Annotated in this window: 26 protein-coding genes and 1 tRNA gene; 15 read left to right on the top strand and 12 right to left on the bottom strand. The window is 68.0% G+C overall.

What is annotated here, in order from left to right; all coding sequences use genetic code 11:
* Positions 1-24: 24 nt before the first annotated feature.
* The gene (locus tag N177_RS05995) at positions 25-1,227 is read right to left on the bottom strand and encodes a glycosyltransferase family 4 protein (RefSeq protein ID WP_023431369.1); all 1,203 of its coding nucleotides are present in this window, start codon (positions 1,225-1,227) and stop codon (positions 25-27) included.
* Entirely contained in the window at positions 1,224-1,499 is a 276-nt protein-coding gene (locus N177_RS06000; protein WP_023431370.1) for a hypothetical protein, read from the bottom strand. Before N177_RS06000 ends, N177_RS05995 begins: the two co-directional genes overlap by 4 nt.
* A gap of 174 nt (positions 1,500-1,673) precedes the next feature.
* On the opposite strand from N177_RS06000, the gene N177_RS06005 reads away from it, so the two are divergent.
* Both N177_RS06005 and N177_RS06010 read left to right on the top strand, forming a co-directional pair.
* Positions 1,674-2,462 carry an alpha/beta hydrolase gene (locus N177_RS06005; protein WP_023431371.1) on the top strand — a complete coding sequence of 263 codons (789 nt, stop codon included), beginning with the start codon at positions 1,674-1,676 and terminating at the stop codon, positions 2,460-2,462.
* Between the two features lie 84 nt (positions 2,463-2,546).
* On the top strand, positions 2,547-3,662 hold the full coding sequence (locus N177_RS06010; protein ID WP_023431372.1) for an amidohydrolase family protein: 1,116 nt from the start codon (positions 2,547-2,549) through the stop codon (positions 3,660-3,662).
* Here the strand turns inward: N177_RS06010 and N177_RS06015 are convergent.
* The 4 genes from N177_RS06015 to N177_RS06030 all read right to left on the bottom strand — a co-directional run bounded on the left by N177_RS06015 (position 3,659) and on the right by N177_RS06030 (position 7,683).
* Entirely contained in the window at positions 3,659-4,540 is an 882-nt protein-coding gene (locus tag N177_RS06015) for an SDR family oxidoreductase (protein ID WP_023431373.1), read from the bottom strand. The genes N177_RS06010 and N177_RS06015 overlap by 4 nt on opposite strands.
* Positions 4,537-5,703 (bottom strand): tRNA epoxyqueuosine(34) reductase QueG, encoded by a 1,167-nt coding sequence (gene queG / locus N177_RS06020; protein ID WP_023431374.1) that lies wholly within the window; start codon positions 5,701-5,703, stop codon positions 4,537-4,539. The genes N177_RS06015 and queG overlap by 4 nt, the downstream gene beginning before the upstream one ends.
* On the bottom strand, positions 5,684-6,379 hold the full coding sequence (locus tag N177_RS06025; RefSeq protein WP_023431375.1) for a glutathione S-transferase family protein: 696 nt from the start codon (positions 6,377-6,379) through the stop codon (positions 5,684-5,686). Before N177_RS06025 ends, queG begins: the two co-directional genes overlap by 20 nt.
* A 311-nt stretch (positions 6,380-6,690) precedes the next feature.
* Positions 6,691-7,683, bottom strand: a complete 993-nt coding sequence (locus N177_RS06030) for a complex I NDUFA9 subunit family protein (protein WP_023431376.1) — start codon at positions 7,681-7,683, stop codon at positions 6,691-6,693.
* Between the two features lie 129 nt (positions 7,684-7,812).
* On the opposite strand from N177_RS06030, the gene N177_RS06035 reads away from it, so the two are divergent.
* From N177_RS06035 to ptsN, 8 genes are all read left to right on the top strand, one after another.
* A tRNA-Leu gene (locus tag N177_RS06035) sits at positions 7,813-7,899 on the top strand.
* 237 nt (positions 7,900-8,136) lie between these two features.
* Entirely contained in the window at positions 8,137-8,751 is a 615-nt protein-coding gene (locus N177_RS06040) for a ribonuclease D (protein WP_023431377.1), read from the top strand.
* A gap of 60 nt (positions 8,752-8,811) precedes the next feature.
* A complete protein-coding gene (gene lptC / locus N177_RS06045) occupies positions 8,812-9,525 on the top strand; it encodes an LPS export ABC transporter periplasmic protein LptC (protein ID WP_081718398.1) in 714 nt (237 codons plus the stop codon).
* A complete protein-coding gene (locus tag N177_RS06050; RefSeq protein WP_023431379.1) occupies positions 9,503-10,099 on the top strand; it encodes an LptA/OstA family protein in 597 nt (198 codons plus the stop codon). The genes lptC and N177_RS06050 overlap by 23 nt, the downstream gene beginning before the upstream one ends.
* A gap of 42 nt (positions 10,100-10,141) precedes the next feature.
* A complete protein-coding gene (gene lptB / locus N177_RS06055; RefSeq protein ID WP_023431380.1) occupies positions 10,142-11,017 on the top strand; it encodes an LPS export ABC transporter ATP-binding protein in 876 nt (291 codons plus the stop codon).
* A gap of 18 nt (positions 11,018-11,035) precedes the next feature.
* Positions 11,036-12,538, top strand: a complete 1,503-nt coding sequence (gene rpoN / locus N177_RS06060; protein WP_023431381.1) for an RNA polymerase factor sigma-54 — start codon at positions 11,036-11,038, stop codon at positions 12,536-12,538.
* Between the two features lie 163 nt (positions 12,539-12,701).
* Entirely contained in the window at positions 12,702-13,298 is a 597-nt protein-coding gene (gene hpf, locus N177_RS06065) for a ribosome hibernation-promoting factor, HPF/YfiA family (RefSeq protein ID WP_023431382.1), read from the top strand.
* 52 nt (positions 13,299-13,350) lie between these two features.
* On the top strand, positions 13,351-13,815 hold the full coding sequence (gene ptsN, locus N177_RS06070) for a PTS IIA-like nitrogen regulatory protein PtsN (RefSeq protein WP_023431383.1): 465 nt from the start codon (positions 13,351-13,353) through the stop codon (positions 13,813-13,815).
* 27 nt (positions 13,816-13,842) lie between these two features.
* On the opposite strand, the gene N177_RS06075 is transcribed toward ptsN, so the two are convergent.
* Together N177_RS06075 and N177_RS06080 are read right to left on the bottom strand one after the other, a co-directional pair.
* The gene (locus N177_RS06075; protein WP_023431384.1) at positions 13,843-14,112 is read right to left on the bottom strand and encodes a BQ00720 family protein; all 270 of its coding nucleotides are present in this window, start codon (positions 14,110-14,112) and stop codon (positions 13,843-13,845) included.
* A gap of 11 nt (positions 14,113-14,123) precedes the next feature.
* Positions 14,124-14,573 (bottom strand): Hsp20 family protein, encoded by a 450-nt coding sequence (locus tag N177_RS06080; RefSeq protein WP_023431385.1) that lies wholly within the window; start codon positions 14,571-14,573, stop codon positions 14,124-14,126.
* A gap of 316 nt (positions 14,574-14,889) precedes the next feature.
* On the opposite strand from N177_RS06080, the gene N177_RS06085 reads away from it, so the two are divergent.
* A complete protein-coding gene (locus N177_RS06085) occupies positions 14,890-15,108 on the top strand; it encodes a hypothetical protein (protein WP_023431387.1) in 219 nt (72 codons plus the stop codon).
* Positions 15,109-15,224: 116 nt separating this feature from the next.
* Here N177_RS06085 and N177_RS06090 read toward each other — a convergent pair whose 3' ends face one another.
* From N177_RS06090 to pncB, 3 genes are all read right to left on the bottom strand, one after another.
* Entirely contained in the window at positions 15,225-16,412 is a 1,188-nt protein-coding gene (locus N177_RS06090; protein WP_160170912.1) for a vWA domain-containing protein, read from the bottom strand.
* 131 nt (positions 16,413-16,543) lie between these two features.
* On the bottom strand, positions 16,544-16,933 hold the full coding sequence (locus N177_RS06095) for an Omp10 family outer membrane lipoprotein (RefSeq protein WP_023431389.1): 390 nt from the start codon (positions 16,931-16,933) through the stop codon (positions 16,544-16,546).
* Between the two features lie 101 nt (positions 16,934-17,034).
* Complete coding sequence (pncB, locus tag N177_RS06100) at positions 17,035-18,339, bottom strand: nicotinate phosphoribosyltransferase (protein ID WP_023431390.1); 1,305 nt, start codon at positions 18,337-18,339, stop codon at positions 17,035-17,037.
* 104 nt (positions 18,340-18,443) lie between these two features.
* On the opposite strand from pncB, the gene N177_RS06105 reads away from it, so the two are divergent.
* Both N177_RS06105 and N177_RS06110 read left to right on the top strand, forming a co-directional pair.
* Positions 18,444-18,809: a DUF2269 family protein gene (locus N177_RS06105; protein ID WP_023431391.1), complete on the top strand. Its 366-nt coding sequence runs from the start codon at positions 18,444-18,446 to the stop codon at positions 18,807-18,809.
* Positions 18,810-18,880: 71 nt separating this feature from the next.
* On the top strand, positions 18,881-19,603 hold the full coding sequence (locus N177_RS06110) for a haloacid dehalogenase type II (RefSeq protein ID WP_023431392.1): 723 nt from the start codon (positions 18,881-18,883) through the stop codon (positions 19,601-19,603).
* A 15-nt stretch (positions 19,604-19,618) separates the two neighbouring features.
* On the opposite strand, the gene N177_RS06115 is transcribed toward N177_RS06110, so the two are convergent.
* Complete coding sequence (locus N177_RS06115; RefSeq protein ID WP_023431393.1) at positions 19,619-20,329, bottom strand: GntR family transcriptional regulator; 711 nt, start codon at positions 20,327-20,329, stop codon at positions 19,619-19,621.
* A 109-nt stretch (positions 20,330-20,438) separates the two neighbouring features.
* On the opposite strand from N177_RS06115, the gene N177_RS06120 reads away from it, so the two are divergent.
* Positions 20,439-22,502, top strand: coding sequence for a hydantoinase/oxoprolinase family protein (locus tag N177_RS06120; RefSeq protein WP_023431394.1), 2,064 nt, complete (start codon positions 20,439-20,441; stop codon positions 22,500-22,502).
* Entirely contained in the window at positions 22,499-24,214 is a 1,716-nt protein-coding gene (locus tag N177_RS06125; RefSeq protein ID WP_023431395.1) for a hydantoinase B/oxoprolinase family protein, read from the top strand. Before N177_RS06120 ends, N177_RS06125 begins: the two co-directional genes overlap by 4 nt.
* Positions 24,215-24,236: the final 22 nt, after the last annotated feature.

Raw genomic sequence — 24,236 nt, forward strand, 5'->3', positions numbered from 1 at the left:
CGCTAGCAGATCGCGCAGGCGCTTTCACGGGCGCGGCCCGAGGAGCTCCCGATATATCCCCAGCGTCTCGGCCACCATCCTCTCGAGCGAGAACAGCGACAGGACATGCGCCCGGCCCCGCGCGCCCATCGCCCGCGCCGCCTCCGGCTCGAGGTCGAGCGCCTGGTTCAGCGCCTGGGCGAGCCCGAGGGCGTTGGACGGTGGCACGCGCCATCCCGTTCGCGCCTCCTCCGTAGCCTCCGGAGGCGCCAGAACCGTCTCGCGCACCGCGCCGATGTCGGAAACGACGACCGGCTTTCCCATCGCCTGAGCCTCGGCGGCCGAGCGGCCGAAGGCTTCGGGCTCCGTCGACGGCGTGGTCACCACGTCGGCCGCCGCGAGGGCCGCCGGCACGTCCTCGACATGCCCGACGATACGGACCCGGTGGCCGAGGCCCGCCTTCAGCATCCGGTCGACGAGTCGGTCCCGGTAGCCGGTGCGGCCCTGCTCGTCGCCGGCGAGCACGACGTCGAAATCCATCCGGCCCGCCGCCGCGAGGTTGCCTGCAGCGTCGATCAACACCTCCTGGCCCTTCCACGACGTCAGCCTGGCAGGCAGAAGGACGACCTTCCGGTCCGCGGCGACCCCCCAGGCGCGACGCATCGCGGCGACGCGTTCCGGCGCGACGGCGGCGGGGTCGAACCGTGAGAGGTCGGTGCCGCGATAGACGACGCGCGTCCTTCCCTCCGCCTGGGGGTGCCGCTTCAGGATCAGCGCCTGGGTGAACCCCGAGTTGGCGATGACGACGTCGCCGCGCGCCATCACACCGTTGTAGAAATTCTTGAGCCGGCCGACGCTGCGATAGGCGCCGTGATAGGTCGTGACGAACGGCACGCCGGTCCGCCGCGCCGCGATCAGCCCGCTCCACGCCGGCGCCCGGCTGCGCGCGTGGACGAGGTCGACGCCCTCTCGCCGGATCAACCGCGAAAGCGCGCCCGCATTGGCCAGGATCCTCGCCGGGTTCTTCGTCGCTGCGGGGAAGGCGATGTGGGTGCCGCCCGCCGCCTCGAGCTCCGGCACGAGCCTCCCGCCCGTCGTCGCCACGAGCGCCCGCGCCCCCGCCTTCACCAATGCGGCGGCGATGTCGACGGTGGTGCGCTCGGCGCCGCCCGCCTCGAGGTCGGGCACGATCTGCAGCACGGTGCGGCCGGCAAGGACCGGCGGGTTCTCCGACGGCGCCCGCGTCATGATCCGCGTACGGCTCCCGGTCGGATCGCGCGCCAGGCCGCCATCGCCATGGCGATTGCGAGGACGGCGGCGAGCGGGCTCAAGGCGAGAAACAAGACGGGCCCGAAATCCGGCACGAGCCAGGCGATCGTGAGCCCGCAGGCGGCCGCGCCGAGCGCGCCGGTGACGACGTTCGCGATGAGGAAGTACATGCCGTCCTCGGTGTAGAGCGCGACCGTCCAGGCGACGACGTTGCCGATGCACATGGACAGGATGATGGTGACGAGGTCCAAGCTGGGAATATCCGGGCCCGAGGGATTGCGCCCGCGATTGATAGCACGAAACGGAGCGATGAGGGGCGGCGCCCTTTTGTCCGTTGCCCCCGGAACGTCCCTTCGCACTTGCCCCCGTGCAGGCCCCCTGTCAGGTTCGCGACGCCTTCACGAAGAGCCGAGAGGAGGGACCAGATGGCCGAAGCCGAATATCACGAGATCCCGCTCGGGGAGGGGGAGAACGCCCGCCGCATCGCCCTGAAGCTGCGTCGCGGCAAAGGGCCGACACTGGTCTGGCTCGGCGGCTTCCGCTCGGACATGGCCGGCACGAAGGCGACGCGGCTCGACCAGTGGGCCGAGGCGCATGGGCGCGCCTGCCTCCTCTTCGACTATTCCGGCCACGGCCAGTCGAGCGGCCGGTTCGAGGATGGCACGATCGGCACCTGGCTTCATGATGCGGCCGAGGCTGTGGCGCAGTGCGCGGGGCAGTCGCCCCTGCTCGTCGGATCGTCGATGGGAGGTTGGATCGCGAGCCTGCTCGCGCTTCGCATGAAGGTCGAGGGTCATCCGCCGCACGGGCTTGTGCTGATCGCGCCGGCGCTCGACTTCACGGAGCGGCTGATGTGGGACCTGTTCTCCGAGGAGCAGAAGCGCGAGATCATGGAGACCGGCCAGTGGATGCGTCCGTCGGAGTATGATGGGCCCTACCCGATCACGCGGAAGCTCATAGAGGAGGGGCGCCGCCACCTGCTTCTCGATCGCGACCTGATCGAGTTCGGCTGTCCTGTCCACATCCTCCAGGGCCGCCTCGACGAGGACGTCCCGCTCGACCACACGCTCGACATCGTCACGAGGCTCGCCTGCGACGACGTGACGGTCAGCATCGTCCACGACGGCGATCACCGCCTGTCGCGCGAGCAGGACATCGCGCTGCTGCTCGAGAGCGTCGAGACCATGATCCGCGGAGATCACATGCCGGCGTGAGGCGGCACCCACCGCCCGGCCCACGCTCTCTGGCGCACGCATGAGTTGTGCTACCCTTGCGTCATGCTAAGGGGAGGGCCGGCGATGGCCGAGATCAGGATCACCAACTGCCACATCCACACTTTCACGGCGGAGCATGCGCCGCGGTACTATCCGGCCTGGCCGGTCGTGATCTTCCGGTGGTGGCCGTGGCTCCTTCGCGTGGTCCGCTTCCTCTTCTGGTTCTCGCCCTGGCAGGGCGTCTACCAGCGGCTCGTCCGGCTCGAAGCCTTCCACGACACCGGGCGGCGCACGCATCAGGAGGAGATCTTCCGGGAGGTCCGGCGCCACTACCCCCGCGACACGCGCTTCGTCGTTCTGCCGGTCGACATGACGCCGATCGGGCACGGCCCGGTGAACCGCGACATCGTCGCGCAGCACGACGAGCTTCACCGCCTCGCCGGGCACTACCGAGACAGCATCATCCCTTTCGGGACCGTCCATCCCGACACGCCGGGCTCGGCGGCCGAGTTCCGTCGCTGCGTCGAGGAGCTCGGCTTCCGTGGGCTGAAGCTCTACCCGAAGATGGGCTTCAGGCCCGACCATCCCGTGCTGATGAGCGAGGTCTATCCGCTCTGCGTCGACCGCAACCTGCCGGTCATCACCCACTGCTCGCGCGGCGGCGTCCGCCGCAAGGGGTGGAGCCAGGAGGAGGCCGACCGGGTGACGGCTCCGGAGGCCTACCTCCCGGTGATGGAGGCCTTCCCGACCTTGCGCATCTGCCTCGCCCATTTCGGCGGCGACCGCGACTGGCGCGCCTATCTAGACGAAGGGTTCGACCCGGATCGGCCGGAGGAGAAAGAGAGAAACTGGGTCTCGAGGATCGAGACGATGATCCGCGGCGAAGGTTGGCCGAACCTCTGGACCGACATCTCCTACACGCTGTTCAACTTCCAGGAATACGCGCCGCTCCTGCGCCTCTTCCTCAAGGAGAAGGACAGCCGGCTGTGCCAGCGCGTGCTCTTCGGCTCCGACTTCTACATGACGCGCCAGGAGCGACTTTCGGAGAAGGCCGTCTCGATCCTCCTGCGGGACACGCTGGGCGAGGACCTCTTCCGGCAGATCGCCGAAACGAACCCCCATGAGTTCCTGACGGGGGATGGGGCGTCCGGCGAGCTCGTCGCTGTGGCCGCCTCACCCTCGGCTCTCCCGGGGACCTAGGCCCCCTCGCCCGCGGCCGCGAGCGCCGTCAGCCCCTCGCGGTAGGTCGGATATCTCAGCTCCACGCCGAGCTCCTCCTTGATGCGGCGGTTCGAGACGCGCTTCGACGAGGCGTAGAAGCTGCGGGCCATGGGCGACAGCTCGGCCGTCTCGAAGGGGACCTCCGGCGGCGGCTCGACGCCGAGGAGACCGGCGGCGAACGTCACGACGTCCTGCGGCGGCATCGGCAGGTCGTCGGCGAGGTTGTAGACGCGGCCCTGCGCGGGCCTCGCCATCGAGGCGGCCACCGCCGACGCGATGTCATCGACATGGATGCGGTTGAAGACCTGGCCGGGCTTCACGAGCCGCTTCGCCGTGCCCTCCTTCAACTGCCTCAGCTGGTTGCGGCCGGGCCCGTAGATGCCGGCGATGCGGAAGACCGCCGTCGGCACGCCGATCGCGCGGCCGAGGGCGAGCCACTGCGCCTCCGCCTCGACCCGACGCTTCGTGCGCGCGTTCGGCGGCTCGGGGCTCGTCTCCTCGTCGATCCACGCCCCGCCCGCATCGCCGTAGACGCCGATTGTCGAGAGGTAGCCGATCCAGCGCAGCGTCTCCGCCTGCGCGGCGATCGCGTCGCGGTGCGTGAGGAGCACCGGGTCACCCTCCTCGCCGGGCGAAATCGAGGTCAGGAGGTGCGACGCGCCTGCCATGGCCTCGGCCGCGACGGCAGACCCGTCACGCCCGCCGTCGAAGACCACGGCCTCCACGCCCTCATCCTTGAGCGCCGCGGCCTTCTCCTCCGAGCGAACAGTGCCGCCGACCCGCCATCCCCCCGCCAGCAGCCTGCGGGCGAGCGTCGTCGCGGAATATCCAAGGCCGAAGACGAACAGCCTGTTCATGCCGCTGGGGCTCCGTCCGCCAATGCCATTCTCCACTCCTCCAGCACGTCCGCGTCGGTCTCGCCGCCCATCCTTAAGCCCGCCAGCGCGCGCAGTTCGTCGCCCGGCATCAGCCGCGAGAGTGCCCAGACCGCCGCACCTCGCACGAGCGGGCTCTCGTCGTCCAGCCGCCGGCGCGCCGTCCGGACCAGCGCCTCGTCGCCGGAGTTGCCGATCGAGATCAGGACGTTGCGCAGGAAGCGCTTCACGCCGATCCGCTTGATCGGCGACTTCGTGAAGAGCGCCCGGAAGGAGGCATCGTCCAGCTCGGCGAGGTCCTCGAGGTCCGGCATGTTCAACGTGTCGCGCGCCGCGAGCTTCGCCTCCCGGCCCTCTTTCGCGAACTTGTTCCACGGGCAGACCGCCAGGCAGTCGTCGCAGCCATAGATGCGGTTGCCGACCGCCTCGCGGAACTCGCGCGGGATCGGGCCCGAATGCTCGATCGTGAGATACGAGATGCAGCGCCTGGCGTCGAGCTGATAGGGCACGGGAAAAGCGTCTGTCGGGCAGGCGTCGAGGCAGGCGCGGCACGAGCCGCAATGGTCGGACTCCGGCGCGTCGGGCTCGAGCTCGGCATTGGTGAAGATCGCGCCGAGGAAGAGCCAGTTGCCGTAGGTGCGCGACAGGAGATTGGTGTGCTTGCCCTGCCAGCCGAGGCCCGCGGCGGCGGCGAGCGGCTTCTCCATCACGGGGGCGGTGTCGACGAACACCTTCACGTCGGCTCCGGCCGTCTCGGCGAAGCGGCGGGCCACCGACTTCAGCCTCTTCTTGATGAGGTCGTGATAGTCGTCGCCGCGGGCATAGACGGAGATGTATCCCTTCGCGCGTTCCGCGAGTTGCGGCAGCGGATCGCCCTCGGGCCCGTAGTTGAGGCCGAGCATCGCGACCGACCGAGCATCGCCCCACAGGGCGGAAGGCTGCCGCCGCCGATCCGCCGTGCGGGCCATCCATTCCATCTCGCCGTGCCGACCTTCGCGGAGGAAGTGGTCGAGCCGCGCCGCCGTCTCCGGCACCGCGTCGGGGCGCATGACCCGGACGAGGTCGAAGCCTTCCGCCAGCGCGTCCTCGATCAGGCGCGCCTTGAGAGCGTCTCGGTCGATCGTCTCAGAAGTCGAGGTCGGCATACGTCCTGGACGGCGTCATTCCGGGGATGCTGTCGGCGAGTATGGGCCGGAATGATGGCCGGGACTTGATGCGGGCATACCAGTGGCGGGCCCACTCGTAGTCGTCCCACGGCACGTCGCCGAGATAGTCGATGCACGAGAGGTGCGCCGCCGCCGCGAGGTCGGCATGGGTCAGCTGGTCACCGGCGAGCCAGTTGCGACGCTCGGCGAGCTTGGAGATGTAGTGCAGATGGAAGCGAAGGTTCTCCCGGCCGGTCCGGATCGCACCGGCACTCGGCGGACCGCCGCCGTGCTCGACGCGCATGAACCGCTTGTAGATCCGCTCCTTCAGCAGGAGCGCCGAGACATCGGCATGAAACTTCAGATCGAACCAGTCGAGCAGCCGGCGCACCTCGGCGCGGCCATAGGGGTCGTCGGGCATCAGCCGCCGTGCGCCCGGGTCCGCGCCCGCCGTCTCGTTGATGAACTCGATCACCGCCCGCGCGCCGCAGATCGGGCGGGCCGCGTCACGGTCGATCAGCACCGGCAGGCTGCCGGCCGGGTTGACGATCAGGAACTCCTTGCGCTTCTCCCAGAGACGCTCCTCGACGAGCTTGGCCTCCAACCCGTACTCGGCGAGCGCGATTCGCGCCGCGCGCGAGAAGGGACAGAAGGCGTGGTGATAGAGCGTCAGCATGGGGGGCAAAGTCGGTCCAAAAAAGCGAGGCCGCCACTCGATCACGAACCGCGCCGCCCGACGGGGAAGCCGGATCGCACGGCCCGACTCCCTCCGAACGCCGGCAGGGCCGCCGGCGTTGCGGCCGTGCCATAAGATCTCGTGGCGGTGAACAAGCGGTTAGCGAGGCAGCCTGCTTCGCGTCGCCAGCACCAGACCCTGGCGCCTAGATCAGCCTCTGGGTCGAATTGTGGCGAAGAGCGGTCAATGGCCGGGCCTTGTGCGGAAGCGCGCCCAGTGATGCAGCCGGAGCACTGCCCGCCCGGCCGACCTCAGGGCTGAAGTCTCGGCGTGTCGACGTTGTTCGTGAACTGCCCGGCGCGGCGGAAGCGCTGCAGGTAGGTCGGCAGGATCGCCTCCATGCCGACCGGGTCGATGCCGAGAGCCTCGATGGTGCGGCCTTCCTCGATCGCCGCCTGCGACACGACGTTGTCGTGCCTGAGCTGGATCACCTGGTCCGTCGTGAGGAGGCGGCCCGGCAGGGCGCCGAGGACGCCCGCCAGCCTGTCGGCGGCGCCGAACGGCACGTTGAGGAGCACCCGCTTGCGGCCGATCACGTGGAGCATCAGCTCCATGAGCTGCCGGAAGGTGCGGATCTCGGGCCCGCCCAGTTCGTACGTACATCCGGGCGTCGCCTTGCCGTCGACCGCGCGGGCCACCGCCTCGCCCACATCGCCGACGAAGACGGGCTGGAAACGCGTCTGGCCGCCACCGATCAGCGGCAGGAACGGCGACATGCGGGCCATCGCCGCGAAGCGGTTGAAGAACTGGTCTTCCTGACCGAACATGATCGAAGGGCGGAGGATGACCGCGCCGGGCACGGCGTCGCGAATGGCGGCCTCGCCGGCGGCCTTCGTGCGGGCGTAGTGCGATTCGGACTGCTCGTCGGCACCGATGGCGGAAACGGCCGTCAGCCTGGTGATACCTTCCTCGGCCGCGGCCCGCGCGATCAGACCTGCCCCTTCGGCATGAACCTTGGAGAAGCTCTGCCGGCCGCCCTCGGCGAGTATGCCGACGAGATTCACGACGGCGTCGGAGCCTTGCACCGCGCGCCTGACCGAATCCTCGAAGCGCAGGTTCGTCTGTATCGCCTGGATCTGGCCGACGCTGCCATAAGGCTTCATGAAACCTGCCAGCTCCGGCCGGCGGACCGCCACCCGAACCCGGTAGCCGCGCACAGCCAGCGCCCGCACGACGTAGCGCCCGATGAAGCCGGAGCCTCCGAACACCGTCACGAGCTCGTAGCGCATGTTTCGCCCCGCCATGGCGGCCCTTCTCCCAAGATCTTGCCGGTCGTGCCCTCCATAACGAAGCCCGATGGGCCTGTACAGGTTCACCGCCGTCGCAACGCCATTGACAAGCCGCGGACGGGCCAATAACTGTCTCGCGCACTTGCCCAGGTGGCGGAATTGGTAGACGCGCTAGCTTCAGGTGCTAGTGCCCGAAAGGGCGTGGAAGTTCGAGTCTTCTCCTGGGCACCATCGAACATGATGGTCATCTCGCACCGGCCTCCCCCGCTTCGGGGTCGAGCCTCCGGCACTCTCTGTCGAATCTCCGGTTCAGTTGCCGTAGCCGAACGTGGCTGTTAAACACTGCCGCCGAAGGCTCGGCCATCAATCTATACTGCGACAGGCGCGGACCGGGTCCCCGGGGCTCGGACCGCTGTTGATGCCGAGGCAGCGCCGGGCCCACGTCATGACAAGCGGAGGTCCCGTCCATTGACCATCACCCTGCACCGCGGCGACCTTCCGGCCGATCTCGACCTCGGTCCGGTCGTCGCCGTCGACACCGAGACGCTGGGCCTGAGCCTCGTGCGCGACAAGCTGTGCCTCGTGCAGCTGTCCGCGGGTGACGGAACGGCGCATCTGGTGCAGGTCGACCGCGGCACCTACGACGCTCCGAACCTGAAGCGCCTCTTCGCCGACCAGGGCGTGACGAAGATCTTCCACTACGGCCGCTTCGACATCGCGATGATCGCCCGGCATCTCGGCGTGATCGCGCAGCCCTGCTACTGCACGAAGATCGCCTCGCGGCTGACGCGAACCTACACGGATCGCCACGGGCTGCGCGACCTCGTGCGGGACATGCTCGAGATCGAGATCTCGAAGCAGCAGCAGAGCTCGGACTGGGGGGCGGACACCCTGACCGACGCGCAACTGTCGTACGCCGCCAGCGATGTTCTTCATCTCCATGCCCTCAGGGCGAGGCTCGACGCGCTGCTCGTGCGCGAGGCCCGGATGGACCTCGCCGAGGCATGCTTCCGTTTCCTTCCCGCTCGCGCGTTGCTCGACCTCGCGGGGTGGGACGAGGAAGATCTGTTCGCACATTCTTGACGGCTCCGGCGCTAGGATTGGCGCCGTTTTTCGATCAAATTCTTCGGACTACGTGCGCCGATGACCAGACAGGACAACGACAGGGTGGAGAGCATCGCAACCAGCTCCGGCATGCGGGACGTCCCGCATGACACGGCTGCCGTGCGCCACTCGACGTGGCAGCGCGCGCAGCGGCACTCGAGGCGGGTCCGGCGCCTGCGCGTCGTTCTTCCGGTCCTCGGCCTCCTCCTCGCACTGGGCCTGTTCGTTTCCTTCCAGTCGATCCCGTCGCCGATCGGCGACGTCGAGCTGAGCTCGATCGGCGTGGAGGGCGACACGGTCACGATGGAGGCGCCGAAGCTCACGGGCTACGGCGAGGAAGGGCTCAACTACGCGGTGAGCGCCGACAGGGCACAGCAGAATCTCTCCAGCCCGAACGTCGTTCGCCTCCAGGGGATCGACGGCCGCCTGGACGAGGAGGGAGGTCGCTGGACCGCGCTGCGCGCCGCGGAGGGCACGCTCGACACGGACGCCGAGACGCTGCGGCTCGACAATTCGATTGAGCTCACGACGAATGACGGCAAGCGGGCGACGCTGCAGTCCGCCGACATCGACTTCTCCCGCCGGACCGTCTCGAGCGAGGAGCCGGTCGAGCTCGAAATGGACGTGGGTCGCGTCGCAGCCGGATCAATCGAGGTCAGCGAGGGCGGCAAACGCATCGTCCTGCGCGGCAACGTCAAGGTCGACATGCGCATGAACGGGAGCTTGGAAAATGCCTTGGGCACACCTGAGTAAAGCGGCCGCCCGCCTGGCTGCCGCGGCGGGCCTCGCTCTCGCGATTGCCGCACCGGCCTCGGCCCAGAACGACGGCAATCCGCTACAATCTTCCGACAGGCCGGTGCAGATCGAGGCCGACATGCTCGAGGTGCTCGACGACCAGAGCATGGCCGTCTTCACCGGCAACGTCGTCGCGAAGCAGGACGGCACCACGCTGCAGACAGCCAGCTTGAAGGTGTTCTACGCCGGCGGCTCTGTCATGCAGCAGGCGGCCGCCCAGTCCGAGAACAACAATGGCGGCGGCGGTGGTGACGGGCAGAGGATCACGCGGCTCGAGGCCGAAGGCAAGGTCGTGGTCACGACGCGCGAGCAGAGGGCGACGGGCGACAGGGCCATCTTCCAGATGGACACCAACACGGTGACGCTGACCGGCGACGTCGTCCTGTCCCAGGGCCAGAACGTGCTGAACGGCACGGAGCTCGTGGTCAACCTTGATACCGGGCGCTCGCGGCTCGTATCCAACAGGTCTGGAGGGGCCGGCCGCGTCAGGGGCGTCTTCCAGCCGAGCGGCCGGGCGCCCGCAGGCCAGTAGGTACAGGCGCGAAGGACAGCGTCGCCGGGAGGAATGGAACGCGTGAGCCGTCATTCGCGCCTCGAGAGGCGCCGGGGAGAGCCCCAGCACGGTGAGCCGGTCGACGTCGCCGCCGGATCCCAGGACGTTCCGTGGGACCAGTACGCGGCCGAGGCGGGAGCCGACGAAGCCCTCCTGAGCGCGGGCACGAGCCACGAGAGCTGGCTCGAGGTCGCGGACATCCGCAAGTCGTTCAACCGGCGCCCCGTGGTCAAGGGCGTCAGCCTCTCCGTGAAGCGGGGGGAGGTGGTGGGTCTGCTCGGACCGAACGGCGCCGGCAAGACCACGGTCTTCTACATGGTCACCGGCCTCATCCGCCCCGATGCCGGGAGGATCGCCTTCGAGGGAAACGACATCACGCGCCTGCCCATGTATCGGCGGGCGCGCCTCGGCATCGGCTATCTCCCGCAGGAGGCCTCGATCTTCCGCGGGCTGACGGCGGAGGAGAACATCCGCGCCGTTCTGGAGATCATCGAGCCGGACCGCAAGGTGCGCGAGAAGGAGCTCGAGGAGCTGCTCGAGGAGTTCGACATCGCGCGCCTGCGCCATCAGCCGGCCATCGCGCTGTCGGGGGGCGAGCGGCGGCGGGTGGAGATCGCGCGGGCCCTGGCCTCTCGGCCGGTCTTCATGCTGCTCGACGAACCCTTCGCCGGCATCGATCCGATCGCGGTGGGCGACATCCGGATGCTCGTCCGCCACCTGTCGCGGCGCGGGATCGGCGTCCTCATCACCGACCACAACGTGCGCGAAACGCTGAGCCTGATCGACCGGGCCTACATCATCCACGACGGCCGCCTCCTGATGGAAGGATCGCCTCAGGAGGTCGTGGCGAATGTGGATGTCCGCCGCTACTATCTCGGCGACGAGTTTCGCCTTTAGAATCAAGGTCGGCGGTTGATGGCACTTGCGCCAAAGCTTCAGCTGCGCCAGTCGCAGTCGCTGGTGATGACGCCGCAGCTGATGCAGGCGATCAAGCTCCTGCAGCTGTCGAGCCTCGACCTGGCGAGCTACGTGGAAGGCGAGCTGGAGCGAAACCCGCTCCTGAAGGAGGCCGAGGCGGAGCCGGCCGTTCCGGGCGATGACACGGGCGAGACCGCAGCCCCCGAGGCCGCCGTGATGGATCTCGTGGCGGCCTCGAAGGACGCGGCCCTGCCGGCGGTCGCGGCCGATCTCGACGGCGACACCTCGAACGTCTACGACGCCACCGACGCGTGGGCGACGGCGTCTGTCTCGCAGGGTCCGGGACCGGCTTCTCGTGGCGAGGGACGCCAGTTCGACGGCGACGAGAACCTTCTCGAGACGACGGTGGCCGAGCGCGGCTCGCTCCAGGACCACCTCAAGGCCCAGCTGTCTCTCGTGCACTGCTCGGAGCGCGAGCGGGTGATCGCGCGCCATCTCGTCGACCTCCTCGACGAGTGCGGCTACTTCAGGGAGGATGTCGGCGAGGTCGCCGACCGGCTCGGCGCGCCGGAGGAGGACGTCCTGGACGCGCTCGAGATCGTCCACACCCTCGAGCCAACGGGGATCGGGGCCCGCGACCTGGCGGAGTGCCTGGGCCTTCAGCTCCGCGAGCTCGACCGGCTCGACCCGGCGATGCAGAGCCTCCTCGACAATCTCGACCTGCTGGCGCGACGGGACCTCGCGCGCCTGAGGCGTGTCTGCGGGGTCGACGAGGAGGACCTGGCCGAGATGCTCGCGGAGCTCCGCCGCCTCGATCCCAAGCCCGGGGCGGGATTTGCGTCCGACCTGATACAGACCGCGATCGCCGACGTCGTCGTCCGCCCGAACCCCGACGGCAGCTGGCACGTCGAGCTCAATCCCGAGACGATGCCGCGCGTGCTGGTCGATCGCAACTACCACGCGCGCGTCTCGGGTGGGCCGCGGAGCGATCGCGACAAGACGTACATCACCGAGTGCCTGCAGCAGGCGAACTGGCTGGTGCGAAGCCTCGAACAGCGCTCGCGCACGATCCTCAAGGTGGCGAGCGAGATCGTCCGGCAGCAGGACGCCTTCCTGTCGCGGGGCGTGAGGCATCTGAAGCCGCTGACGCTGCGAATGGTCGCGGAGGCGGTCGAGCTGCACGAATCGACGGTCAGCCGCGTGACGGCCCACAAGTACCTCGCGACGCCCCGGGGCCTCTTCGAGTTCAAGTACTTCTTCACGTCCTCGATCGCCGCGACGGAGGGCGGAGAGGCTCACTCGGCCGAGGCCGTGCGCGACCGCATCCGCGAGCTGATCGCGGCCGAAGCCCCGCAGAACATCCTGTCGGACGACACGATCGTGAAGATGCTGCGAGATTCGGGAGTCGACATCGCGCGCCGGACGGTGGCGAAATACAGGGAGTCGCTCCGGATTCCGTCGTCTGTCCAGCGCAGGAGGGAGAAGCAGGCGGGCCTTTGAACGAGGCGGCGGAGAGACGATTGACTTGCCCAGGGAGGCTACGTAGGTTCCGCCGCACTGTTGAGCCTGATGCCGGGAGGCACGCCCCGGCGGAGGGATCCGGTTCGGCAGCCGGGACGTTGAGCCTTTTTCGGTTCAGGATTGGTGCACTCGGCGGAAAGACATGCAGCTTCGCGTTACGGGAAAGAACATCGACGTCGGCGACGCCCTTCGGGATCAGGTGCGCGACCGCCTCGATTCCGCGCTCGGCAAGTATTTCGACGGCGGCGCCTCGGTGAACGTCACCGTCGAGCGCGAGCGCAGCGGCTTCAAGACCGACTGCCGCGTTCACCTCGACTCCGGGATGGATCTGCAGAGCACGGGCCAGGCCGGCGACGCCTATCAGAGCTTCGACCAGGCCGCGGTGAAGCTCGAGAAGCGGCTCCGCCGCTACAATCGCCGGCTGAAGGACCACCACAAGGAATTCAACGGCGCCGAGGCCGTCCAGGCGGCGAGCTATGTGATCGCCTCGGGCGACGAGGAGACCGAGGAGGACGAGACGCCCCTCGAGGACAATCCCGTCGTCATCGCGGAGAGCCAGACGGCCATCCGCTCGATGACTGTGGGTATGGCCGTGATGTCTCTCGATCTCAGCGACGCGCCGGTCTGCGTGTTCCACAACGTGGCGAGCGGCCGGCTGAACATCGTCTACCGTCGATCCGACGGCCATGTCGGTTGGATCGATCCGCCCCACGGCAGCGAACAGGGGGCACGCGGCTGAAGGCTCCTGCGTCGACGACGCAGGCGAGCTTCGGGGGCGTGGCGCACGAGGTATGGATGTAGGCGAACTCATCCGGCAGGACGCCGTCATCGCCTCGCTGAAGGCGAATTCGAAGAAGCAGGTGATTCAGGAGATCGCCGAGCGTGCGGGTCCGCTGTTGGGCCTGCCGTCACGCGACATTTTCGATCATCTGCTTCAGAGGGAGCGGCTGGGCTCGACGGGCATAGGTCACGGCGTGGCCATTCCTCACGCCAAGCTGCCGACGATCGAGAAGCTGTTCGGCCTGTTCGCCCGACTCGAGAAACCGATCAATTTCGAGGCGATCGACGACGAGCCGGTCGATCTCGTCTTCGTGCTTCTCGCGCCCGAGGCGGCCGGCGCCGACCATCTGAAGGCGCTGGCACGGATCGCCCGGCTGATGCGGGAACCGGGGCTTGCGGCCAAGCTGCGCAGCGCCCGCGACGCCGGCGCCGTCTATACCATCCTCAGCCAGGCAGCCGAACCCAACGCCGCCTGACCGCGTCTTGAGCGCCGGGCAGGAAGCTCAGTGAACGCTGAGCATATCGAGTTCCTGCTGCCGCGCCCCAGCCAGGGCTGATTCCCGGCTGTCCGTCAGCATGATCGGCGTCCCGTCCGCCGCATGCAGCGCGAACAGGCGGATACCCGGCGCCATTTCCGGGGCCTGAGGAAAGAGCTCCTTCAGGTTGTCGGACATGATCGGCTTCAGATACGCGATCTCGCTGTCCCCCAGTCGGGCCAGGTCTTCCTGCGAGATCGCGTGCGCCTCGTCTTCGAACAGGACGTGATCGATCATTCTCATACTCCTCACTGACTGCTGCCGGCCACAGAGGTCGGCGTCGTGATGTCGATCCGCTTCACGATGCGCTGCGGCTCCGGGCGGACGAGGTCCACGACAAGCAGGCCGTTGTTGAGGCTCGCCTGGTCCACCTCCATGCCCTCCGCAAGGACGAAGCTGCGCTGGAACTGCCGCGCGGCGATGCCGCGATGCAGGAACTCCCGCTCGCCCTCTTCCTCCGCCTGCCGGCCGCGAATGGTGAGCTGGTTGTCTTCGAGGGTCACTTCGAGTTCGCTCGAGGAAAACCCCGCCACCGCGAGCGTGATGCGCAGGCGGTCGGACTCGCCCTCGCCGCGAATACGCTCGATATTGTAGGGCGGGTAGCCGTCGCCGGCATTGCGCACGGCGCGGTCGAGAAGCCGCTCGAGGCCATCGAAGCCGACGAGGAACGGGCTGTTGAAGCTTGGGACGCGGGACACCGGATCAAGATCCTTCTCTTCTGAAAGCGACCTTGGACGCGGGCCCGTCGCGGCGCCCGCACGCTGAGTTCGTTGCCGGTGCACATGGCCGCCGGCTTGGCTGTGATATGGTGCTCGGGAGGGGTGCGATCAAGCGAGGCATAAGGCGCCGCACATCTTCCACTCCCCGGGTCGCGGGCGGAAGAACGCACCTAGCCAGGCGCCTCGACGATGGTAGAATTGCCGCTGTCCCGGGCGGGCAGAGGGAAGAGCCAGCCGATGGCGCCCTTGTGATTGCCCGCCCCGAGAGGACATGTCTCGAGAAGGTCCAAACCAAATGTGGCTCACCAGAGTCGCGCTCGTCGCAGGTGCGGTCGTCGCACTGGCTTCCGCCGCCCATGCCGACACGATCACCGGCCGCGTGGTCGAGTGGAGGCCCGCCGCCAAGATGCTCGTCATGGAAGACAGGACGCGCATCTATGTCGATCCGAAGCTCATCCCGTCGGATCCGACCAACAAGCGCGTCGTCATCACCTATGCGGCTCCGAAGGCATAGCCAAGATCCTCGACGTCAAGATCTTGAGGTAAGGCGCCGGCGCCTCGCGGCCGCAAAGAGGTCCACCCTGCCAGGTGGCCCCCATTGCTCCAGGCGATGTCGCTCCTCACGGAAACTCACCTCGATATGCGGATGTCCTGGAACGACGCCGTCATCTGCTGGAACGCCGCCGCGAGCTCCTGACTGTTGCTGGCGTCGAAGTAGTTGGAATCGCTGCTGGCGCAGCCTTGCAGGACATTCTTGATGTTATTGTCGTCGACCTCGAAGGCGACGGTGAATATCTCGATATTCTGTCGCTTGACGTTTTCGCAGATCTTCTTCACGTATTCGTCTGATTTATTGATCGACTCCTTGCCGCTGCAACCGGACCCCGGCATATGATAAGGGAAATTGTCGGTCGTCATCGTGTTCGCGCCGTCGCTGAGCAGGACCAGCACCTTCCGGGGATCCCGGTTCGCCGCGTCGTAGGCAGCTCCTTCGCCGAACGGCGCCCCCGGCGACAGGACCCGCCAGCCCCAGGCCAATCCCGCCGGGATATAGGTGCAGCTGTCGGCGCTCATCGACGAGATCGCGCTCGTCACTTCCGAGAACCGGTCGCTGAGCGGGGAGATGCTCTTGCCGCACTTCGGGACGTCGAGGGCGGGGATCTTCTTCGTCGCGTAGTTGTCGTCGGTGATGTTGAGCGCGTCGCCTCGCGATCCCACGCAGCCCTTCCATGTGGACTTGCTTGCGATGAGCGAGGTGTCGAGCCAGCTCGCGTTCACCATCGCTGGTCCGACATTCACGTACTCGGCGAAGGGCACGAGGGCGAACTTGGCCTTGAGATCCTTGTTGGAGGAGACGTCGTCCACGAGTTTCGTCGCGACGTCCTTCAACGAGGCGAGCTTCTGCCCTCGCATGGACCCCGTGTTGTCGAGCACGAGGGCGACCTCGAGCGACCCTTTCGAGCCGCGCATCACCTCGGAGGCAACGCTGATGTCCATCTCGCGGATTCCGACGACATTCGTCAGCGTGGTTTCGACGGACCCGTCGATGACCACACGAACGGCGTTGTCGGCGGTGAAGGCGATGTCGACGCGCTTCATCTGCGAGCGCAGCTGCGGCGGCACGTTCGCGTCGATGTAGTTCTGTGCCGCGGCCTTCACGGCCGCCAGGTCTTCCGAGTTCTCGCGGGCACCGGCGAGAGCCGCGGCGTCGGCGACCTCCTGGAGATGCGAATGCGCCGACGAGGCGCGGGAATAGTCGATCGCCGCGCCCACGCCGACCACCAACGGGATGAAGGCGAGCCCGAAGATGAGGGCCACCGCCCCGCTTCTGTCATGTAAGAACCGGCTGAACATCCAAGCCCCTCCTGTCGAGAGCGGGGCGAGGATGCACAGAAAAAACCTTCAAATCCCTTGCTTCGATTGCCGAAACTCGGGGGCACCTCCGGAGGTCAGGCCGTCCGCTGCAGCTCGAAGCTCGCTCCGCTCGACTGGGTGCAGGACAGGCGCGCCTGCCCCTGGAAGCTGCAAGTCGCCGAGCGCCGCTCATTGGAGGAGGTCGACAGCCAGTCGAGCTGCGCCCTGCCGCCCGACATCGTGTACGAGCCGTTCGCCAGCACCGCACCCGTCTGCGCATCGACCGACTGGAACGAGCCGCCGCGGAAGTTTGCGACGAAGATGCCGTCGGCCGAGGCCCACCGCCCGTCCATCGGCGAGGGAGCGGGCGCTGCCGCGGGCGCGCGACCCGGCGCCATGGCCATCTCCTGGCCGCCGCCCTGGCAGGCTGCAAGGCCGGTGGCGAGGGTGACGAGTGCTGCGAGCGTGCTGATCTGTTTCTTCATGGGTTGCCTCCGAAAACAACGGAACTCTGCCATTGTGCGGCGGTTCCAAACTTACACCATGCCACTGGCGCGGGACGCGGGGAATCGGCTGGCCGTGGCTATCACACCACAACCGGTTGGGCCATGAAGCCGCTCGGCCCGAACACTCTCTGATACCGGGCCAGCGCCTCGGCCTCGCCGCTCGCCTTCGAGGGATTGTCCGAAAGCTTCACGGCCGGGCGGCCGTTGGCCTCGGTCACCTTGCAGACGATCGAGATCGGATCGAGCCCCTGCAACGGCTCCGGCATGCACCCGCGGAAATCGGCGGTGAGGTGCGTCCCCCAGCCGAAGCTCGTGTTCACCCGCCCGCGGAAGTGGCGGTGGATCTCCTCGATGCTGTCGACGTCCATCCCGTCGGAGAAGATCAGGAGCTTGTTCGCCGGATCCTGGCCCTGGCTCTGCCACCACCTGAGGATCTCCTCGCCGATCGGAATGGGAGGCGCCGAATCGGGCCTGAAGCCCGTCCATCGCGACAGCCAGTCCGGCGCGTGGCGCAGGAAGGTCCGCGTGCCGTAGGTGTCGGGCAGGACGACGAGAAGGTTCCCGCTGTAGAGCTTCTCCCAGTCCTGCAGCACCCGGTACGGCGCCTCGAACAGCTCCTCGTCCGTCTCCGCCAGCGCCGCGACCACCATCGGTAGCTCGTGGCCGTTCGTGCCGATCGCCTCGAGATCGTTCTCCATGGCGAGAAGCACGTTGCTCGACCCGATGAAGGACTGGCCCAAGCCCTCCTTGAGCGCCTCGATGCACCAGCGCTGCCACAGGAAGCCGTGGCGGCGCCGCGTGCCGAAGTCGGCGAGCCTCAAGCCGTCGAGCTTGCGCAGACGCTCCACCTTGTTCCAGAGCTTCGCCTTCGCGTTCGCGTAGAGCACGTCGAGCGCGAACCGCCCCATCCCCTTCAGCGCGGCGCGCGAGCGGAGCTCGCTGACGATCGCGAGCGCGGGGATCTCCCACATCGTCGTCTGCAGCCACGGTCCGTGGAAGTGCAGTTCGTACTGCCCCTCCACACGCCGCAGCTCGTATTCCGGCAGCTGGAAGCGGCCGAGCCATTCGAGGAACTCGGGCTGGAAGATCTGAGACCGGCCATAGAACGTGTTGCCGGCGAGCCAGATCATCTCCTTCTTCGTCAGCTTCAGCGTCCGGGCATGGTCGAGCTGCTCGCGAAGCTCGCCCTCGTCGATCACATCGGCGATGGCGACATGCCGCGACCTGTTGATCAGCGAGAACCTCACCTCGACGTCGGGATAGAGGCTCCAGATCATCTGGAGCATCAGGAGCTTGTAGAAGTCCGTGTCGAGAAGGCTTCGGACGATCGGGTCGAGCTTCCAGTTGTGGTCGTAGACACGCCTCGCAATATCGATCGTCGGCATGGCGCCCTTCGTTTCCCCGTGAGCACGTCGCTCCCGCCAGCGTTTCAATCGCTGCCGGCCGCGAGCGTCACCGAAATGACCACAAAACAGGCGGGAGCGGTACCGTGGAATCGGGCATCCCGCAAACGGCTTCTGCTGCGGCAGGGCAACTCGCCGCTGCCGCGCAGGAACGGGACCGGCGGCCGCGCGTCTCCATGAACGGGCGCGCGCCTTGGCCGTCGGCCGCCGCGCGCATACCCATCCCGGCGTCGGGGCGGTCAGCCGTCACGGCTCGGGGCGCCTCCCGTGGGGAGGATGATGGAAATCGGGATCGTCGGCGCGACCTCGCCCGCGAGGCCGCCCGGGCCGGGCAGCCCCTGCCGGCCGAGTACCACCGCCTGTTCCGCTGGTGGTTCATCCTCGGCTGGCCCGCCTTCGCCGCGATGCTGGTCGTGTTCCACCTGATGATCCAGAAGCCGCAGCTGTGGTGACGCCGGGGTGAAGACAGGCGCGCTCACCTCCTGTATACAGTGCGTAGACAGCATAGCGGGGAGACGCGACCATGCGCCTGAGCGACTTCAAGGCCCTCACCTTCGACTGTTACGGCACGCTGATCGACTGGGAGACCGGCATCTTCACCGGGCTGCAGCCGCTCCTCGCCAAGGTCGGCCGCGAGCTCTCCCGCGACGAGGTCCTGGAGGCGCACGCCTTCCATGAATCCTCGACCCAGGCGCAGACACCGGCGAAGCGCTATCCCGATCTCCTCGCCGTCGTCTACAAGCGTCTGGCCGAGGAGTGGGGGGTTCCGGTCAGCTGGGGCGAGGCCGAGGCCTACGGCGCCTCCGTCTCGGCATGGCCTGCCTTCCCCGACACGGCGGAGGCCCTGCGGTATCTGAAGCAGCACTTCAAGCTCGTGATCCTGTCGAATGTCGACAACAGGAGCTTCTGGGCGAGCCAGCAGAAGCTCGGCGTCGAGTTCGACGCGATCTACACCGCCGAGGACGCCGGCTCCTACAAGCCGAGCGACCGCAATTTCGAGTACATGCTGAAGAACCTCGCGCGGGTGGGGATCGCCAAGGGCGACATTCTGCACACCGCCGAGAGCCTGTTCCACGACCACGTGCCGGCCACCCGCCACGGCCTCGCCAGGTGCTGGATCTACCGCCGCCACGACAAGGAAGGCTTCGGCGCCACGATGAACCCGGGCGACATGCCAAAGGTCGACTTCCGCTTCACCTCGATGGCCGAGCTCGCCGAGGCCCACCGGAAGGAAGTCGGCGCCTGAGCCTTTCCGGCCGGATCACGCTCTCAGGGATATTCCCTGCGTCAGCCTGGTCGACATCAGCGTGTCGACCAGCCGGTTGCGGAAGAGATCCACGTGTCCGCCGGCGGCGCGCTCCGCCGCATCCGCGTCGCCCTGGCAGATCGCGTCGAACATCGCCCGGTGGTCGCGCATCGTCTTCTGAAGGTGGCTCTCGAGCCGCTCGTCGGCCTGAGAGGTCTCGCTGAAGCAGAGGCCCGCGAGCCGCAGCGTCTCCGCGAGCACATGCGCATAGCCGCTGCACAGCCGGGCGCTGTGGGCGGCGTGGCCGATCGCCAGGTGGAAGTCGTGGTTCGCCTCGTTCGTGCGGCCGCTGTCGAAGGCTGCAGCGCCCGCCTCGAACTCCAGAAGGTGCACCTCGATCGCCTGAATGTCGTCCTTCGTGCGCCGGATCGCGGCGAGCCGGGTGACCGCGCGCTGCAGGACGTCGAGGCCCTCGAAATAATCCCTGAGGTCGCCGAGATCGAGCATCGCCACGCGCGCGCCGCGGCCACGCTGCATCGACACGAGCCCCTCCGAGGAGAGCCGGATCAGCGCCTCGCGCACCGGCGTGCGCGAGACGCCGAACTGGCGTGACAGGCTGCCCTCGTCGAGTTCGCTGCCGGGCGCGAACTCGAGCCGCAATATGCCGCGGCGCAGCGCCTCGTAGATCCCTTCCGGAGCCGCCGCCTCCGCGCCGCCACCTGCCATCCCGGATCCTCCTCTGACGGCTCCCATCAGCACTCGCTCTTGATCTTATGTATACATGCTGCATACACTCACTGCCGCACACATGGAAGCTTAACCCGGCTGGAGGCTCATGGACACGACCGACTGGCTCATCGGCGTCGACGTCGGCGGCACGTTCACCGATCTCTATGCCTTCGAGCGGACGAGCGGCGCACTAGCCCTGCACAAGCGGCCGAGCACGCCGGACAATCCGGCCGAGGCCATTCTCTCCGGCCTGCGGGAGCTCGCGGAGAAGGCAGGCTTCGAGGCCGGCACGGTCGGCGTCCTCGCCCACGGCACCACGGTCGCGACGAACGCGCTCATCCAGCGGACGGGGGCGAAGGTCGCCGTCCTGACGACGAAGAACTTTCGCGATCTCCTGGAAATCGGTCGTCAGGTGCGCCCGCGCCTCTACGACCTCAAGGCCGACCACCCCCATCCTCTTGCGCAAAGACAAGACCGGCTGGAGATCGACGAACGCATCGGTGCCGCGGGCGAGGTCGTCACCCCGCTTGACGAAGGTTCCGTCGACGCGGCGTTGAAGGCGTTGCGCGACGGCGGCGCGAAGGCCTGCGCGGTCTGCTTCCTGTTCTCCTACCTCAATCCCGAGCACGAGCGGGCCGTCGGCCGCCGGCTCGCCGAGGAGATGCCGGAGCTCTCCGTCTCGCTGTCGTCGGACGTGCAGCCGGAGTTTCGCGAGTACGAGCGCTTCTCCACGACGCTCCTCAACGCGTATCTGCAGCCGCTCCTCAACCGCTACATGCGGCACCTGAAGTCCGAGCTCGAGACGCTCGCGCCGCGCGCCAGGATCGGCATCAACCAGTCGAGCGGCGGCCTGATGTCGCCCGAGCGGGCGCGCGAGTTTCCCGTTCGCACCGCCCTCTCGGGCCCGGCCGCAGGGGCTATGGGCGCCGTCCACTCCGCGCGCAAGTCGGGCCGGCCGAACGTCATCACCCTCGACATGGGCGGCACGAGCGCCGACGTCACCCTGATCCGCGACCACGAGGTGTCGACGGCGTTCGACCGCGAGGTGGCGGGCTTTCCGGTCCGCCTGCCGATGGTCGACATCCACACGGTGGGCGCCGGCGGCGGCTCGATCGCCTGGTTCGACCGCGACGGGCTCATGAAGGTCGGCCCCAAGAGCGCCGGCGCCGTCCCAGGCCCGGCCTGTTACGGCCACGGCGGCGCCGAGCCGACCGTCACCGACGCGAATGTCGTGCTGGGGCGCCTGTCCGGGCGCGGCCTCCTCGGCGGCGCGATGGCGCTCGACACGCAGGCCTCGCACGCCGTCATGAAGCCGGTCGCGGAGCGGCTCGGCTTCACAGCGGAGAAAACGGCTCAGGGTCTCCTCGACATCGTGACGGCGAACATGGTGCGGGCGATCCGCGCCATCTCCGTCGAGCGCGGCCATGACCCACGCGACTTCGTGCTCATGCCGTTCGGCGGCGCGGGGCCACTTCACGCCTATGGCTGCGCGAAGGCGCTCGGCATCCGCGAGATCCTGGTGCCCCACTCGCCGGGCATCCTCTGCGCCGAAGGGCTTCTGGTCGCCGACCTGTCGGAGAACCTCGTCCGCAGCCAGCGCTTTCCGGCCATTCCCGAGAACCACGAGGCGGCGCAGCGCCTCGTCGACGAGATGGTCGGAGAGGCGGGAGACTGGTGGCGACGCGAGGAGATCGCCGAAGAGCGCCGATCGCTGAAGCTCGTCGTCGAGATGCGCTACCAGAGCCAGAATTACGAGCTGCAGGTGGCCGTGCCCGTCGAAGGCCTGTCGGCGCGACTGCCGGCGATGGAGCGGCTGACGGAGCTCTTCTTCGAGGCGCACGACCGTGCCTACGGTTTCCACAATCCCGACGATCCCGTCGACGTCGTCGCCGTCCGGCTGACCGCCATCGGGCGATTGCCGACACCGGGTGCGCCGACGCCCGGGCCTCGCGCGACGACGACGCCGGAGCCCGTCGAGCGCCGGAACGTGTGGTTCGCGGACGAGGCGCCGCACTACACACCTGTCTACGAGCGCGATACGCTCTCCCCCGGCGCCGTGATCGAGGGACCGGCGGTGATCGACCAGTTCGACGCCACCACCCTCGTCTTTCCCGGCGACGTCGCGCGGGTCGACGACGCGCTCAACCTGATGATCGAGGTCGAGACATGACGACATCCACGACGATCGACCCGATCACGCTCGAGGTGATGGCGAGCGCCATGCGCTCCGTCGTCGACGAGACCTTCATCGCGCTGATGAAGAGCGCCTATTCGACGAACATCAAGGAGCGGCACGACCACTCGACGGCGATCTGCGACCGCGACGGGCGCCTGATCGTGCAGGCGGAGATGTCGCTGCCGATCCACATCGCCTCGATGACCGGCCTCATGACGTCAGTCCTGTCCAAGGTGAAGCTCGAGGAGATCGAGGAAGGCGACATCTTCGTCGCGAACGATCCCCACGTCGCCGGCGGCACGCACCTGCCCGACATCAATTTCGCAGCGCCCGTCTTCGTCGACGGCGAGATCCTCTGCTTCGTCTGCAACATCGCCCACCACGCCGATATCGGCGGCATGGTGCCGGGCTCGATGGCGGGCGGCATGTCGGAGATCTACCAGGAGGGCCTGCGCATCCCCGTCGTGCGGCTGTTCCGGCGGGGCGAACTGCAGCGCGACCTCTTCGACATCCTGCTGCTGAACGCGCGGATCCCGGAGGAGCGGCGGGGTGACTACTACGCGCAGATCGCCTCGGCGCAGCTCGGCGTGCGGCGCGTGAAGGAGATCGCCGGGCGCTACTCCGCCGCGACGATCCGCAGGGCCTTCGACGATCTCGTCACCCGCACGAGGGCGCGCATGCGCCTTGCGATCTCGGAGATCCCCGACGGTACCTACACGTTCGAGGACGTGATGGACGACGACGGCCTGGGGACGGAGAACATTCCGATCCGCCTGAAGGTCGAGGTGACCGGCGACCGCGCCGTCTTCGACTGGCGTGGCTCGGCGCCGCAGGTGCGCGGCAACATCAACGTGCCGGTCAACGCGACACAGGCCGCGGTCGCCTACTCGCTGAAGGCGCTTCTCGATCCCGACATCCCGAACAACCAGGGCGTGATCGACTGCTGCGAGCTCCTGACCGAGCCCGGCACGATCGTCGACTGCCGGGCGCCCGCCCCGGTCGCGGCGCGCGCCAACACCTCGCAGCGGCTGATCGACATCATCATCGGCGCGCTCGCGCCCGCCCTGCCGCACGCGGCGGTCGGCGCCTCGAACGGCGCGAACACGACCGCCGTCTTTTCGGGCACCGATCCGCGCAACGGCAAGCCCTATCTCTACCTCGAGACGCTCGGCGGCGGCTTCGGCGGCCGAAACGATCGCGACGGCAAGGACGGGGTGCAGGTGCACATCACGAACACCTCGAACCTGCCGATCGAGGCGATCGAGACGGAATACCCGCTGCGGGTCGTCGGCTACGAGATCATCGAGGATTCGGGCGGCGCAGGCACCTTCCGCGGCGGCGCGGGCCTGCGGCGCATCGTGCAGCCGGTCGGCCATCGCTGCACCTTCAACGGCGCCGGCGAGCGCTTCACGAACGCACCCTGGGGCGTGTTCGGCGGCGGCCGGGGCCGGCCGGGCCGCTTCGTCCTCAGGAGCGACGGCGAGGAGACGCGCCTGCCGGTGAAGCCTTCCGGCATCGAGATCGGGCCGGACGATCAGGTCGTCGTGGAGACGCCCGGCTCCGGAGGCTATGGTGATCCCCACGGGCGCGAAGCGGAGGCGGTCGCCGACGATCTCGCGTCGGGCAAGTACAGCGCGGACTTCGCGAGGAAGCACTACCCGCAGGCATCGACCGGCGCGACAGACCCCGCCGCGGCGGCGGAATAAGCAAGAACGTACCTACCAGAGC

The sequence above is a fragment of the Lutibaculum baratangense AMV1 genome (genome assembly GCF_000496075.1).
GTDB classification, from domain to species: Bacteria; Pseudomonadota; Alphaproteobacteria; order Rhizobiales; family Tepidamorphaceae; genus Lutibaculum; species Lutibaculum baratangense.

Bases quoted from the DNA above. Each gene is read 5' to 3' on its own strand.
- N177_RS06110 (WP_023431392.1), top strand. From the start codon at position 18,881: ATGCGCCTGAGCGACTTCAAGGCCCTCACCTTCGACTGTTACGGCACG.
- N177_RS06030 (WP_023431376.1), bottom strand. From the start codon at position 7,683: ATGGCGGGGCGAAACATGCGCTACGAGCTCGTGACGGTGTTCGGAGGC.
- lptC (WP_081718398.1), top strand. From the start codon at position 8,812: ATGACCAGACAGGACAACGACAGGGTGGAGAGCATCGCAACCAGCTCC.
- N177_RS06015 (WP_023431373.1), bottom strand. From the start codon at position 4,540: ATGAACAGGCTGTTCGTCTTCGGCCTTGGATATTCCGCGACGACGCTC.
- rpoN (WP_023431381.1), top strand. From the start codon at position 11,036: ATGGCACTTGCGCCAAAGCTTCAGCTGCGCCAGTCGCAGTCGCTGGTG.
- N177_RS06125 (WP_023431395.1), top strand. From the start codon at position 22,499: ATGACGACATCCACGACGATCGACCCGATCACGCTCGAGGTGATGGCG.
- N177_RS06115 (WP_023431393.1), bottom strand. From the start codon at position 20,329: ATGGCAGGTGGCGGCGCGGAGGCGGCGGCTCCGGAAGGGATCTACGAG.
- N177_RS05995 (WP_023431369.1), bottom strand. From the start codon at position 1,227: ATGACGCGGGCGCCGTCGGAGAACCCGCCGGTCCTTGCCGGCCGCACC.
- N177_RS06050 (WP_023431379.1), top strand. From the start codon at position 9,503: ATGCCTTGGGCACACCTGAGTAAAGCGGCCGCCCGCCTGGCTGCCGCG.
- pncB (WP_023431390.1), bottom strand. From the start codon at position 18,339: ATGCCGACGATCGATATTGCGAGGCGTGTCTACGACCACAACTGGAAG.
- N177_RS06120 (WP_023431394.1), top strand. From the start codon at position 20,439: ATGGACACGACCGACTGGCTCATCGGCGTCGACGTCGGCGGCACGTTC.
- N177_RS06010 (WP_023431372.1), top strand. From the start codon at position 2,547: ATGGCCGAGATCAGGATCACCAACTGCCACATCCACACTTTCACGGCG.
- N177_RS06085 (WP_023431387.1), top strand. From the start codon at position 14,890: ATGTGGCTCACCAGAGTCGCGCTCGTCGCAGGTGCGGTCGTCGCACTG.
- N177_RS06075 (WP_023431384.1), bottom strand. From the start codon at position 14,112: ATGATCGATCACGTCCTGTTCGAAGACGAGGCGCACGCGATCTCGCAG.
- hpf (WP_023431382.1), top strand. From the start codon at position 12,702: ATGCAGCTTCGCGTTACGGGAAAGAACATCGACGTCGGCGACGCCCTT.
- queG (WP_023431374.1), bottom strand. From the start codon at position 5,703: ATGCCGACCTCGACTTCTGAGACGATCGACCGAGACGCTCTCAAGGCG.
- N177_RS06025 (WP_023431375.1), bottom strand. From the start codon at position 6,379: ATGCTGACGCTCTATCACCACGCCTTCTGTCCCTTCTCGCGCGCGGCG.
- N177_RS06095 (WP_023431389.1), bottom strand. From the start codon at position 16,933: ATGAAGAAACAGATCAGCACGCTCGCAGCACTCGTCACCCTCGCCACC.
- N177_RS06005 (WP_023431371.1), top strand. From the start codon at position 1,674: ATGGCCGAAGCCGAATATCACGAGATCCCGCTCGGGGAGGGGGAGAAC.
- ptsN (WP_023431383.1), top strand. From the start codon at position 13,351: ATGGATGTAGGCGAACTCATCCGGCAGGACGCCGTCATCGCCTCGCTG.